This window comes from Streptomyces glaucescens (assembly GCF_002154375.1).
GTDB classification, from domain to species: Bacteria; Actinomycetota; Actinomycetes; order Streptomycetales; family Streptomycetaceae; genus Streptomyces; species Streptomyces glaucescens.
Genome location: NZ_MUND01000016.1, coordinates 1 through 13,059, shown reverse-complemented (window position 1 = coordinate 13,059; position 13,059 = coordinate 1). Strand labels below are relative to the sequence as shown.

At 75.2% G+C, this 13,059-nt stretch carries 11 protein-coding genes and 3 pseudogenes; 7 read left to right on the top strand and 7 right to left on the bottom strand.

All coding sequences use genetic code 11. The annotated features are described in order from the left end of the window. From CCN42_RS01135 to CCN42_RS01115, 5 genes are all read left to right on the top strand, one after another. On the top strand, nt 1-973 hold a 973-nt coding region (locus tag CCN42_RS01135; protein ID WP_086732646.1), incomplete at its 5' end, for a membrane-associated oxidoreductase. A gap of 63 nt (nt 974-1,036) precedes the next feature. Further along, a complete protein-coding gene (locus CCN42_RS01130; RefSeq protein ID WP_086732645.1) occupies nt 1,037-2,251 on the top strand; it encodes an MFS transporter in 1,215 nt (404 codons plus the stop codon). A gap of 33 nt (nt 2,252-2,284) precedes the next feature. After that, the gene (locus tag CCN42_RS01125) at nt 2,285-2,881 is read left to right on the top strand and encodes a TetR/AcrR family transcriptional regulator (RefSeq protein WP_086732644.1); all 597 of its coding nucleotides are present in this window, start codon (nt 2,285-2,287) and stop codon (nt 2,879-2,881) included. Next, nucleotides 2,878-4,281 (top strand): MFS transporter, encoded by a 1,404-nt coding sequence (locus CCN42_RS01120; RefSeq protein WP_086732643.1) that lies wholly within the window; start codon nt 2,878-2,880, stop codon nt 4,279-4,281. The genes CCN42_RS01125 and CCN42_RS01120 overlap by 4 nt, the downstream gene beginning before the upstream one ends. Before the next feature lie 65 nt (nt 4,282-4,346). After that, nucleotides 4,347-5,600 carry a serine hydrolase domain-containing protein gene (locus CCN42_RS01115; RefSeq protein ID WP_086732642.1) on the top strand — a complete coding sequence of 418 codons (1,254 nt, stop codon included), beginning with the start codon at nt 4,347-4,349 and terminating at the stop codon, nt 5,598-5,600. Between the two features lie 71 nt (nt 5,601-5,671). On the opposite strand, the gene ribA is transcribed toward CCN42_RS01115, so the two are convergent. Continuing rightward, nucleotides 5,672-6,331: a GTP cyclohydrolase II gene (gene ribA, locus CCN42_RS01110; protein WP_086732641.1), complete on the bottom strand. Its 660-nt coding sequence runs from the start codon at nt 6,329-6,331 to the stop codon at nt 5,672-5,674. A gap of 39 nt (nt 6,332-6,370) precedes the next feature. Between ribA and CCN42_RS01105 the strand changes: the two genes are divergently transcribed. After that, entirely contained in the window at nt 6,371-7,144 is a 774-nt protein-coding gene (locus CCN42_RS01105) for a creatininase family protein (protein ID WP_086732640.1), read from the top strand. Nucleotides 7,145-7,323: 179 nt separating this feature from the next. Here CCN42_RS01105 and CCN42_RS01100 read toward each other — a convergent pair. The 5 genes and pseudogenes from CCN42_RS01100 to CCN42_RS01080 form a co-directional block, all read right to left on the bottom strand. Then, a pseudogene (locus CCN42_RS01100) lies at nt 7,324-8,028 on the bottom strand (lysylphosphatidylglycerol synthase transmembrane domain-containing protein); the annotation flags it as partial. A gap of 86 nt (nt 8,029-8,114) precedes the next feature. Next, entirely contained in the window at nt 8,115-9,113 is a 999-nt protein-coding gene (locus CCN42_RS01095; RefSeq protein WP_086732639.1) for a methyltransferase domain-containing protein, read from the bottom strand. After that, nucleotides 9,110-10,207, bottom strand: coding sequence for a glycosyltransferase family 4 protein (locus CCN42_RS01090; RefSeq protein ID WP_086168686.1), 1,098 nt, complete (start codon nt 10,205-10,207; stop codon nt 9,110-9,112). Before CCN42_RS01090 ends, CCN42_RS01095 begins: the two co-directional genes overlap by 4 nt. A gap of 101 nt (nt 10,208-10,308) precedes the next feature. Next, nucleotides 10,309-10,707, bottom strand: a complete 399-nt coding sequence (locus CCN42_RS01085; protein WP_086732638.1) for a 6-pyruvoyl trahydropterin synthase family protein — start codon at nt 10,705-10,707, stop codon at nt 10,309-10,311. Between the two features lie 73 nt (nt 10,708-10,780). After that, nucleotides 10,781-11,758 (bottom strand): zinc-dependent alcohol dehydrogenase, encoded by a 978-nt coding sequence (locus CCN42_RS01080; protein WP_086732637.1) that lies wholly within the window; start codon nt 11,756-11,758, stop codon nt 10,781-10,783. Nucleotides 11,759-11,866: 108 nt separating this feature from the next. Between CCN42_RS01080 and CCN42_RS01075 the strand changes: the two are divergent. Beyond that, a pseudogene (locus tag CCN42_RS01075) lies at nt 11,867-12,613 on the top strand (CDP-alcohol phosphatidyltransferase family protein); the annotation flags it as partial. 137 nt (nt 12,614-12,750) lie between these two features. Here the strand turns inward: CCN42_RS01075 and CCN42_RS01070 are convergent. Then, nucleotides 12,751-13,059 (bottom strand): annotated as a pseudogene (locus CCN42_RS01070) (MFS transporter); the annotation flags it as partial.

Sequence of the window (13,059 nt, the reverse complement as noted above, 5' to 3'; positions counted from 1 at the left end):
CGGCGCGGGGCCGGTGCTCAAGCTCAACCAGGCGGTCATCAACGACGACCTGTGGGCGCCCCGGTTGCGGGCCCGGGGCGAGATACGGCTCAACGGGGCCTCGGTCACCGGTTCGGTCAACTTCAGGGAGGCTCGGCTCGAGCGGGACGAGGACGTCGTCATCGACGCCCAGACCCTCGCCGTGGAGGGGGACTTCCTGCTGCGGCAGGCCCGGGTGCGCGGCTGGGTGGGACTGCGCGGCGCGCGCATCGCGGGCCGTCTGGACCTGTCGTACGCCCATCTCTACAACCCCTGCGGCGCGGCGCTGCGGGCGACCAGCGCCACCGTCGGGGAGCTGTGGCTGCGCAGGGGACCGGCGATGGAGGGCACCTTGAACCTGCGCCGGGCCCAGGTCGAGGTGCTGTTCGTGGAGCCGGAGATGCTGCCGCGCCGGGTGCTGATCAGCGGCCTCGCCTACACCTCGCTCACCCCGCACGAGCCCGCCGAGCGGCGGCTGCCGATGCTGGAGCGGGACGGTGACGGCTATGTGCCGCACGCCTACGAGCAGTTGACCGCCGCCTACCGGCGGATCGGCGACGACCACGCGGCCCGGCTGGTGCAGCTCGCCAAGCAGCGCCGGCACCGCTCCACGCAGCCCTGGTACGGCCGGGCGTGGGGCCATGTGCAGGACGCCGCCGTCGGCTACGGCTTCCGGCCGATGCGGGCCTTCGGCTGGCTGCTGTCGCTGCTCGCCGTCGGCTCGGTCGCCTTCGCCCTGGAGCATCCGCCGCCGCTGAAGCCGGACGAGGCGCCGGACTTCAACCCGGTGTTCTACTCCCTCGACCTGCTGCTGCCGGTGATCTCCTTCGGGCAGGAGGCGGCGTTCGCGCCCACCGGCTGGCATCAGGCGCTGGCGTACGTGCTGGTGCTCACCGGCTGGATCCTGGCGACGGCCGTCGTCGCGGGTGTGAGCCGTACCGTCAACCGGCCGTGAGCCGCCGCCCGCCCGGGCTCGCCCCTTGAACCTGACACAGGTGTCAGGTCCGACCCTGCGGGCATGCGAAACCGGACTTCTCTCGAGCCAGAACGCCGGCGGGAGCAGGAAGCGGGTCCGCCCCGGCTGCCCCTGACCGCCCTCCTCGCCCTGGCCACCGCCGTCTTCGTCACGAGCCTCACCGAGACCCTGCCCGCGGGCGTGCTGCCCGCGATGAGCGCGGACCTCGGGGTGAGCCAGAGCGCGGCGGGACAGTCGGTGACGGTGTACGCGGTCGGTACGGCGCTCACCGCGATCCCGCTGTCCGCGGCCACCGCGCACTGGCGGCGCAAGCGGCTGCTGCTGACGGCGATGGCCGCCTTCGCCGTCGCCAACACGGTCACCGCCGCCTCGGCGAGTTATCCGCTGACCATGGCGGCCCGGTTCACGGCCGGGGTGGCCGCGGGCCTCGCCTGGGCGCTGCTCGCCGGATACGCCCGCCGCCTGGCGCCGCCCGCCCTCCAGGGCAAGGCGGTCGCGGTGGTGATGACCGGCATCCCGGTGGCGCTGTCGCTCGGCGTGCCCGCCGGAACGCACCTGGGCGGGGTGCTGGGCTGGCGCGCGGCGTTCTGGCTGATGACGGCGGTCACGGCGGTGCTGCTCGGCTGGATCGCGCTGGGCGTCCCGGACCGGCCGGGCCGGCGTGCGGGCGACCGCGGCCCGGTGCTGCGGGCGCTGTCGGTGCCCGGTGTGGTGCCGGTCCTGTCCGTCACGCTGGTCTTCGTGCTGGCGCACACCGTCCTGTACGCCTACATCGCCACGTTCCTCGACCGGTACGGCATGGGCGACCGGGCCGACCTGGTGCTCCTGGTGTTCGGCGGGGCCTCGCTGCTGAGCATCTGGATCGTCGGCACGCACGTCGACCGGCGGCTGCGCGCCCTCACCGTGGCGAGCACCCTGCTGGTCGGCGGGGCGGCGGCGCTGCTCGCCGGATACGCCGGCACCCCCGCGCTGGTGTGGCTCGCCGCCGCGCTGTGGGGGCTGGGCTGGGGCGGCGCGCCCACCCTGCTCCAGACGGCCGTGGCGGACGCGGGCGGTGAACAGGCGGATGCCGCGCAGGCGATGCTCGTCACGCTGTGGAACGCGGCGATGGCCGGCGGCGGGGTGCTCGGCGGCGTCCTGCTCGGCGTGTTCGGGGCGGGCTCGTTCCCGTGGGGCGTACTGGTGCTGCTGGTCCCGGTGCTGGCCGTGGTGGTGGGCGCCCGCGCCCATGGCTTCCCCGCCCGCCCACGCGAGTAGACACTGTCTACGCCTGGCTGGTAGACACTGTCCATGACTACTCCCGAGGAACCCGAACCCGGCCTGCGGGCGCGACTGGTGGAGGTCGGCGTCGACCTGGTGGCCGCCGAAGGCGCCCAGGCGCTGACACTGCGGGAGATCGCCCGTCGGGCCGGGGTCTCGCACGGGGCGCCGCGCCGCCACTTCCCCACCCACCTCGAACTGCTGTCGGCCATCGCCCGCCGCGGCTTCGACGCGCTGGGCGAGCGGGCGCGGGAGGCGCTGGCGGCCGGCGGCGGCACGGCGGGCCCGCGCGAGCAGGTGGCGGCGCTCGGCCGGGCCTACCTCGACTACGCGCTCGGCAACCGCGGGATGTACGAGCTGATGTTCCGTCACGACCTGCTGTCCAGCGGCCACCTGGGCCTGCGGGACACCAGCCTGCCGCTCTTCGGGATACTGGTGGACCTGGTGGGCCGGGCCCGGCCCGACGCCGACGCCCGGGCCGTCGCGGGCGTGCTGTGGGCGAACCTGCACGGCGTCGCCCAGCTGTGGTGCTGGGGCAGCCTCCAGCTCGCCACCGGCAGCGAGGACCCCACGCCCCTGCTGCACACCGTCCTGGACGCCCACCTCGGCCCCGGGTCCGCCCGGTGAACCGCACCGCGAGCCGCCCGCCGAACCGCCCGCTGACGCTGGCGAGCAGCGTGGCCGGGGCGGTGGTGGTCGCCCTGGACGGCACCATCCTGACCATCGCCCAGCCCACCCTCCAGCGCGACCTCGGCGCCTCCTTCACCCAGGTGCAGTGGACCACCACGGGCTACCTCATCGCGGTGGCCGCGCTGCTGGTGTTCGCGGGACGGCTGGGCGACCGGTACGGGCACCGGCGCCTGTTCGGCCTGGGCATGATCGGCTTCGGCGTCACGTCGGCCGGGATCGCGCTCGCGCCCGGCATCGGCTGGGTGATCGCGCTGCGGGTGGCCCAGGGCATCTTCGGGGCGCTGCTCCAGCCCGCCACGCTCGGCATGCTGCGCGCCGCCTACCCGCCGGACCGGCTGCGCGCGCCCCTCGCCGTCCGCACCGCCGCGATCGGGGTGGCCGCCGCCGCGGGCCCGGTCCTCGGCGGGGCGCTGGTGACGGAGCTGGGCTGGCGGTCGGTGTTCCTGCTGCACGTCGTACCGGCCCTGCTGTTCGGCCTGCTCGCCCTCGCCACACGGACATCCGGGCCGCCGCGGACCGCCGTACCGCTGGACCTGCCCGGTGCGCTGCTGCTCGCCCTGGCCCTCGCCGCCCTCGTGCACGCCCTGGCCGCCCTGTCCGAGTCCGCCGGGGCGGGTCCCGCGGTCCCGGGCCTCGCCGTGGCGGCCGTCGCCGGGGTGGCGTTCGTACGGCACGAGCGGCGGGCGGCGAGCCCGCTGCTGCCCGCCGCCGTCGTGGGGCCGGCGGCCATCCGTTCCGCGCTCGGCCTGCTGGTCACCGCCTCGGCCACCCTGCACGGCGCCCTGTTCTCCTGCGTCTACCTGCTCCAGGACACCTTCGGCCTCGACCCGCTGCGGAGCGCGCTGCGCAGCCTGCCGCTGGCCGTGCTGATGATCGCCGCCGCGCCGGTGTGCGCCGTACTGCTGCGGCGGGCGGGAGCCCGGCGGACGACCACGGCGGCGGCACTCGTCCTCGCCGCGGGCATCGCGGTGCTGTACGGCGCGTCCGGCACGCTCACCCTGTGCGCGGGCTTCGCACTGGTCGGGGCCGGCTTCGGCACGGTGATGGTGGCGGCCACGCATGTCGTCGTACGGCACGCCCCCGTGGAGTCGGCGGGCGTGGCGGGCGGCCTCCAGCAGACCGCGCTGAACATCGGCCCCGTGCTGGGGGTGGCCGCGGCGACCCTGCTGGTCGAACTGGGCTCCCCGCGCACCCCCCTGCCGGCACTCGCCGCGGTCGCGGCGCTCGGCGCGGTGCTCGGCGGCGCGCTGCCGGGGAAGGCGGGGGTGAAGGAGGCGGAGGAACCCGCGGGCGCGCACGTCAGGACGGGCCCGGACCGGCGTCCTGCGCGACGATGAGGTCTGAGGGCATCTGCACGGGGTATGCCCGATCGCACCTCGAGGAACGCGATCGGAGGAGAACGATGGCACAGCTGCGACAAGAGGTCGAGCCGGGCGAGGCGGGGCTGGACGCGAAGGCGCTCGGCCGGCTGGACCGGCACTTCGCCCGCCAGGTCGACGCGGGACGGCTGCCGGGCTTCCTCGTGGCCGTCGCGCGCGGCGGCCGGGTCGCCCACCTCACCACGTACGGGCACCGCGATGTCGCCGCCGGACTCCCCGTGGAGCCGGACACCCTGTGGCGGATCTACTCCATGACCAAACCGGTCACCGCGGTGGCCGCGCTGCTGCTGATGGAGGAGGGCCGGCTGGCGCTGGACGACCCGGTCGCCCGGTACCTCCCCGAGTTCGCCGACGCCCGCGTGCACGTCGAGGGCTCCGGCGAGGAGGTCCGCACCCGCCCGGCCGCCGGCCCGATACGCATCCGTCATCTGATGACCCACACCGCGGGCCTGACCTTCGCCTTCTACCACGCCCACCCGGTCGACGCCCTCTACCGGGACGCCGGTCTGCACTCGTCGGTGGCGCCCGGCGCCGACCTGGCACGCACGGTCGAGGTGTACGCGCGGATGCCGCTCCAGTTCGAACCGGGCACGCAGTGGAACTACTCGGTGGCCAGCAACGTGCTGGGCCGGATCATCGAGGTGGTGTCGGGACGGCCGCTGGACGAGTTCTTCGCCGAGCGGATCTTCCGGCCGCTCGGCATGCCGGACGCCGGGTTCCGGATCGACGACGAACAGGCGGGGCGGCTCGCCGAGCTGTACGGCGAGAAGGAGGACGGCAGCGGCATCGAGCCGATCCCCGGGCTGCCGCTGCGCGGCCGGCCGCGGTTCCTGTCCGGCAGCGGCGGCCTGGCGGCGAGCGCCTACGACATCCACCGGTTCATGGAAATGCTCCGCCGCCGCGGGGAGTTGGACGGGGTACGGCTGCTCACGCCGGAGACCGTCGCCCTGATGACCGCCAACCAGCTGCCCGGCAACGCCGACCTGCGGTCCTTCGGCAGCCACCCCGCCCACGACGCGCCCGGCAACGAGGGCGTCGGATTCGGCCTCGGCGTGTCGGTGGTGATCGACCCGTCCCGCACCCAGGCGCCCTCCGGGATCGGCACGTTCGGCTGGAGCGGGGTGGCCACGACGACGTTCTGGGTCGATCCGAGCCGCGATCTGACCGTGCAGTTCCTGACCCAGCTGCGCCCGCGCCGCTCGCACACCGTCTACCCGGACCTCAAGCGGCTGGTCCACGAGGTGGTCGCGCCGGTGTCCCGGCAGTCGCCGCGGTAGCCCGGGCGGGGCCCTGCCGGGCGCCGGCCGCGGGCCGGCGCCCGGCGCTGGGAGACACCCCCTGGAGGCCGTCAGGACAAGTGCGCCACCGCGTCCAGATGCGGCAGATGGTGGTCCAGCCGCTCCCGCTTCGTCCGCAGGTACGTGATGTTGTTCTCGCACGGGGGTATGAGCAGCGGTACCTGCTCGTCGACCTGTATGCCGTGCCGCACCAACGCCTCCCGCTTGCGAGGGTTGTTGGACATCAGCCGCACCGAGCTCACCCCCAGGTCCTGGAGGATCCCGGCGGCGACCCCGTAGTCCCGGGCGTCCACCGGCAGGCCGAGCGCGACGTTCGCCTCGACCGTGTCCAGCCCCTCCGCCTGCAACGCCATCGCCCGCAGCTTGCCCAGCAGCCCGATGCCCCGGCCCTCGTGCCCTCTCAAGTAGACGACCACACCGGCCCCTTCGGCGGCCACCGCGCGCAGCGCCGACGCCAGCTGGTCACCGCACTCGCAGTGCCGCGAGCCGAACGCGTCACCGGTCAGGCACTCGGAATGCAGCCGGGTGAGCACCCGGTCGGTGCCGAGTTCGCCGTGGACCAGGGCCACTTGCTCCTCGCCGCGGTCGTGGTCGAGATATCCGATCGCCTGAAAGTGTCCGTACACGGTGGGCAGCGGGGCATTCACCACGCGTTCCACACCGGTGCGATGCGTCGACTTACCGCCGATGACGCCGAGGTTTTCTGTCATGATCTGACTTCCCAATCAGAGTCGAAAGGCCGTGAGGATATGAATGGTGGGGGTCTGTTTCCGGCGGACACGACGGAGGACGTACGCGCGCGGGGGGCCGGTGCGCCGCGGCAGGTCGCCGTCCTCCCGGTCGGGAGCTTCGAGCAGCACGGCCCGTACCTCCCGCTGGCCACCGACACGCTCGTCGCCTGCGCCGTCGCCCGGGACATCGCCGCCGCGTACCCGGTGCACCTGCTGCCCCCGGTGACCGTCTCCTGCTCGCACGAGCACGCGGGCTGGCCGGGAACCGTCAGCATCTCGTCGGTGACCCTGCACGCGGTGATACGGGACATGGCGGATTCGCTGCGCCGCTCCGGCGTCGAGGCGCTGGTGCTGGTCAACGGGCACGGCGGCAACTACGTCCTGGGCAACGCCGTCCAGGAGGCCACCGCGCGCGGCGAGCGCATGGCCCTGTTCCCCGCCCCGGAGGACTGGGAGACGGCACGGGAACGGGCCGGGGTGGAGACCTCGCTGCAGACCGACATGCACGCCGGGGAAATAGAGACCTCCATCCTGCTGCACACCCATCCCGAATCGGTCCGGCCCGGTTATGAGACCGCCGATTTCCTCGCCGACGACCGGCGTCATCTGCTCACCACCGGTATGTCCGCCTATACCGATTCCGGAGTCATCGGCAGGCCCTCCCTGGGCACCGCGGAAAAGGGGAAGGAACTGCTGGCGAGTCTGGTGGATTCCTTCGCCGCGTATTTCACGCTGCTCACCTCCGAGGAAGACGAACGGGTCGTACGGGACGTACGGTCGGAGCGGGTGTAGCGGCCCGCGGGCCCGGGCTCCGGTAAGACGGGCGCGGCCTCTCCGCCCGCCGTACCGGCCGCCCGCGGGGACGTGCCCCAGCGGGCGGCGAGCACCAGCATGCCCGGCAGACTCGCCGCCAGGCCCAGCACTCCGTAGACGACGGCGACCGCGAGACCGTTGCCGGCCCCCAGCCCGGCGGCCCCGAACGCCCAGGCGGTGGCGCCCTCCCGGGGCCCCCAGCCGCCGACGTTGAACGGCACGCTCATGGCGAGCAGGGCGAGCACCGCGAGCGGCAGCAGCGCCACGGCGGAGGCGTCGCTGCCCACCACCCGGGCGGCGAGCAGGAACATCGCCACGTGCCCGGCCAGGACGACGACGGACGCTGCGGCGACGCCGGGCCCGTTGCGGCGGGACAGCAGTGCCGCGCGCACCTCGGCGCCCAGCACCCGGCGGCGGGCCCGCGGGTCCCGGTCCGGCCACAGGGCGAGAGCCACCGCCGCCACACCGAGCACGGCCAGCGCCGCCGGCAGGGCGAGCTGGCGGACCTGCGTCCGCACCGGCGACGGCACGGTCAGCAGGATCCCCGCGCCCGCCACCGCCAGCACCACCTGCCCGGCAGTCCGTTCGAGCACCACCGCCCGCACCCCCCGGCCGAGGTCCCCGGCGCCGCGCCCGTGCCGCACCGCGCGGTGCACATCGCCGACGACTCCGCCGGGCAGGGCCGCGTTCAGGAACAGCGCCCGGTAGTAGCCCGCCACCGCCGGCCCGTACGGCAGCCGGATCCCGAGACCGCGGGCCACCAGCTGCCAGCGCCAGGCGCTGAACGCCGTCGTGACCAGGCCGATCCCGACGGCCGCCAGCACCGCGGGCCCGTCGATCCGCCGCAGCCCGCCCAGGAACACGCCGGTGCCCAGCCGCCAGAGGAGGACGGCGAGGATGGCCACGCCGGCGATCGCGCCGAGCCGGGTACGCACCGTGCGGAACGTCTTCACGAGGCCCCGCCGGCCGGGCGGCACAGCGCCAGCAGGTCGCTGTGGTGGACCGTGACCCGCAACTCCCCCGCCGCGCAGGCCGCCAGGCGCGCCGCCAGGTACTTCCCGGCGCGCGCCGCCAGGCCGGGGCGCTGCTCGACGGCGGCGCCGACCCAGCCGCGCAGCCACTGCGCCGTCAGCTCGGGGTCGCCGGGTCCGAGCCGCCAGGGGCTCGGCCGCACCCGCACCGTGGCGCCCCGCGCGGCGAACGCCGCGCAGGCCGCGGTGACCGCGTCCGGGCCGAGCAGTCCGGAGCGCCGCTGATGGGCGTTGAACGCCTGGGTGATCTCCGCGTCCAGCGGGTCGTGCGGGGCGAGTTCGACCCGGCCGGCCACGGACAGCGTCAGCAGGGCCGGGCACCCGGCCCCCGCGCAGGCGGCGGCGAGCGCCTCGACCTCCTCGCCGGTGAGGACGTCCAGCAGCGCCGACGCCGTGACGAGGGAGGCGCCGGCGAGGGCGTCCGGGGTGAGCCGGGCGATGTCGCCGCGCCGGGTCTCGACGGTGACCCGGCTGCCGTCGGCCGCGGCGCGCGGGGAGGCCACGGCGGCGAAGTGCAGCAGGTAGGGGTCGCGGTCGTGCAGCACCCAGTGCTGGGCTCCGTCGAGCCGCGGCGCGAGCCAGCGGCCCATCGAGCCGGTACCGCAGCCCAGGTCGTGCACGACGAGTCCGCCGCCGCGCCGGGGCAGGTTGGCCAGCCGGATCCGCAGCGGATCCACCAGCTCCCCCGCCCGCGCCGCCGCGTCGGCGGCCTCCCGCAGCTGAAGCCACTCCGGCGCGTACCGCGGCGGCTCCCCGGCCTCGCCGCCCTCCCGGAGGCGTACGGTGGGCCGCTCGCCGGGGCGGACGGTGGGCCCGGCACCGGCAATCACCCCGGGTTCCGGGGCCGTTGCGCCCCGCGCCTCCGGCTGCGCCGGGATCCCGCCGCCCCGTTGCGTCGTCGTACCCGTGTCGTTCATGCCGCCCTCCGTGGTTCGCCGGGGAGCCGGCTCAGTACGCCGGCCAGTGACCGGGCGGTGGTGGCCCAGCCGTCGAGGGCGGCCCGGCGGCGCCGCGCGGCGGCCTTGAGACGGCGCCGCACGTCCGCCTCGCCGAACCAGCCGCGCAGCTCCGCGGCGAGCGCGGCCGGGTCCTCCGGCGGGACGAGGATGCCGGGCACCCCGCCGTCGGGGGCGCGGCCGACCGCCTCCGGGAGTCCGCCCACGTCCGTGGCCAGCACCGGGATGCCGCGCGCCAGCGCCTCCGTGACCGCCATGCCGTACGTCTCGGCGTACGACGTGAGAACCATGAGGTCGGCGGCGGCGTAACTCGCGTCGAGAGCGGCCCCGGACTGCGGGCCCGCGAGGTGGACACGGCCCGTCAGGCCGTGCCCGTCGATGAGGGCCCGCAGCCGGGCGACGTACTCCGGGTCCTGCGTCAGCCCGCCCACGCACACACAGCTCCACGGCAGGTCGGTCACCGCGGCCAGCGCCTCCACCAGCCGGTGCTGCCCCTTTCGGGGGGTGACCGCGGCGACGCACAGCAGCCGTGACACACCGTCGGTGCCGGACGCCAGGGGCGCGATGTCCGCGCCGGGCGCGGCGGCGTGCACCCGGTCCGGGGCCAGCCCGTGGTGGGCGACCAGCCGGCGGACCGCCCAGTCGCTGGTGGCGATCACCGCCGGGACCGCCCGCAGCACCGCCCGCTCCCGGGCGTCCAGCTCGGCGGCCGTGGCGGGCGGAAGGCCCGTCTCGTCGGCGAGCGGCAGGTGCACCAGCACGGCGAGCCGCAGCCGCTCCGCCTCCGGGACGACGACCTCGGGGACGCCGCACGCGACGAGCCCGTCGAGCAGCACCACCGCGCCGTCCGGCAACTCACGCAGAGTACGCGCGAGTTCGGTGCGGGCCGCGGCATCCGGGCGAGGCCAGGAACCGGCGACCGGGAGCCGGTGGACCTGCCAGCCGAAGCCGGGCAGGTCCAGACACACCCGCCGGTCGTAGGCGTTGCCGCCGCTCGGCGCGGCCGGGTCGTCGACCCCGCCCGGCAGCACGAAGTGCACGGTCCGCAGGGACATCCGGACGATCTCCGCGCCCGCCAGGGCGGTCGACCGGACGGGCACCTGGCGCAGCGGGGCGCCCGCGGCGGGGCGCGCCGCGGGTTCGGTCAGCGCGTCGGTCACAGGGCACGCTCGTAACTCGCCCAGGCGACGTGCGACTCGTGCAGGGTGACCGTGATGCCCGCGATGCCCCGGGCGCCCTCGCCGAGCGTACCCTTGTGCACCCGCTCGGCGAGCCGGTCGGCGATCACCTTCGCCAGGAACTCGGTGGAGGTGTTCACCCCGGCGAAGTCGGGCTCGTTGTCGAGGTTGCGGTAGTTCAACTCCCCGACCACCGCGCCGAGTTCCCGGGTGGCCAGGCCGATGTCGACGACGATGTTGTCGTCGTCCAGCTCGGCCCGCCGGAAGGTGGCGTCCACCAGGAACGTCGCTCCGTGCAGGCGCTGCGCGGGGCCGAAGACGTCGCCGCGGAAGCTGTGGGCGATCATGATGTGATCGCGGACGGTGACACTGAACAAGGGAACGACCCTCCAGGTGCGGTGCATCGATGCCGACTAGTACGGGTGAGGGCCTTCCCGTGTTCAGCGGCGGTTATCTCCCGTACCGCACCCGGTGGCACAACGCCGGGAGGCTGCCGTCGGCCAGCCGCGGCAGCACCTCGGGCAGCTCCTCGAAGGCGCACTCGCCCGTGACGAGCGCGTCGAGCGCCGGGTCGGCGAGCAGGTCGAGGGCGAGGGCGAGCCGCTCGCCGTAGGAGCGGCGGGCGCGGCGCGCCGGGGCGACGGCGCCGACCTGGCTGCTGCGCAGCACCAGCCGCCGGGAGTGGAAGTCCTCGCCCAGCGGGAGGCTCACCTTCCGGTCGCCGTACCAGCTCAGTTCGAGGACCGTGCCCTCGTCGGCGACGAGTTCCAGGGCGCGGGCCAGGCCCTGCTCGGTGGCGCTGGCGTGGACGACGAGGTCGCAGTCGCCGAGCGCGTCGGCGGGTGCGGCGAAACCGGCGCCCAGCGCCTTGGCGGTCTCCTCGCGGGCCGGGTCGGTGTCCACCAACTGGACCCGCACGCCGGGGAAACGGGCCAGCAGCGCGGCCACCGAGCAGCCGACCATGCCGCCGCCGATGACCGCGACCCGGTCACCGACCAGCGGTGCCGCGTCCCACAGCGCGTTGACCGCGGTCTCCACGGTGCCGGCCAGCACGGCCCGTTCGGCCGGCACATGGTCCGGTACGGGGGTGACCGCCGAGGCCGGTACCACATAGCGGGTCTGGTGCGGGTGGAGGCAGAAGACGGTACGGCCGGCCAGGTGCGCGGGGCCCTGCTCGACGACCCCGACGCTCAGGTAGCCGTACTTCACCGGCCCCGGGAAGTCGCCCTCCTGGAACGGCGCCCGCATCGCCGCGTACTGGCTGCGCGGCACCCCGCCGCGGAACACCAGCGTCTCCGTGCCGCGACTCACCCCCGACCACAACGCCCGTACCAGCACCTCGCCTTCGGCCGGATCCTGCAGCTCGACCTCACGGATCTCTCCATACCCTGGAGAGATGAGCCAGAACGCACGTGCGGGGCGTGTCATCGGCGCTCCTCCTGAACGATCGGCGAGTGGTTCCCGTACCGAGCGGTGCACAGGCCGCGCACAGTACGCGGCGTCGATCGACTCTGTCACACGGCCGGAGGATGTGCGGTGGCCCTGAACAACACACGCGGTGCGTGGCCCGTCCAGCAGGAGGCCGCGGCGGGCGCGGGTCTGCAGATCCTGCTGCTGGCCCTGCTCGGCGCGACGACCGGGATGGGCCCGGCGGGCTGGCTGACCGGCCTCGCCTTCGCGGTAACGGGCTGGGCGGTCCTCTCCCGAGCCGTGCACCGCTCCCGGCTCAGCTCGTTCGGACCCGCCAACCGGGTCACGCTCGGCCGGGCCGTCCTGGTCGGCGCGGTGACGGCACTGGTCGCCGACTCCTTCCGCAGCGCCCCGCCCGCCGCCCTGTTCGTCGGCCTGACTGCGGTGGCGCTCGTCCTCGACGGCGTGGACGGCAAGGTCGCCCGGCGCACCGGCACCGCGTCGCCGCTCGGAGCGCGCTTCGACATGGAGGTCGACGCGTTTCTGATCCTCGTCCTCAGCGTGTACGTCTCGACGCGGCTGGGCGCATGGGTGCTGCTGATCGGCGGCATGCGCTACGCGTTCGTCGCCGCCGCCCGCCTGTGGCCGTGGCTCACCGCTCCCCTGCCGCCGAGCACGGCCCGCAAGACGGTGGCCGCGCTCCAGGGGGTGCTCCTGCTGGTGGCCGCCGCCGGGCTGCTGCCCGTCGCGGTCGACGCGGGGGTGGTGGCGGTGGCACTGGCCCTGTTGACGTGGTCGTTCGGGCGGGATGTGCGGTGGCTGTGGCGGCGGTCGCGGACGGCTGCCGGGGCGGGGCCGTCGACGGCGCACCGTCCTCACGATGCCCGGCTTCGCGATGCCCGCTCCGGCGCCGCCCGGCTCGGGACTTCCCGCTCTCGCGATACCCGATCCCGTGATGCCCGTTCCCGGGACGACCGTTCCCGGGACGACCGCTCCCGGGACGACCGTCCTCACGCCCGCCGCGGCAGCAGGCCCGCCGCCACCGCCGGCACCGCCGCGAGCAGCAGCCACGGCACCGCCGCCGGCAGGTCCGCGTCCAGGAGGATGCCGGTGGCCGCGCTGCCCAGCAGCACGATCAGGCCGGAGACCGAGGAGAGCGCGCCCGTGTAGAGACCGAGCCGGCCGTCCTCGGCGAGGTCGGGGACCCAGGCGCGGGCGGCGGGTGCGACCAGCATCTGGCCGACGGTGAGCAGCACCACGAACCCGGCCGCCGGCAGCAGTCCGGGCGCGCCGGTCCAGCCGGCGGCCGGGTTCGTGGT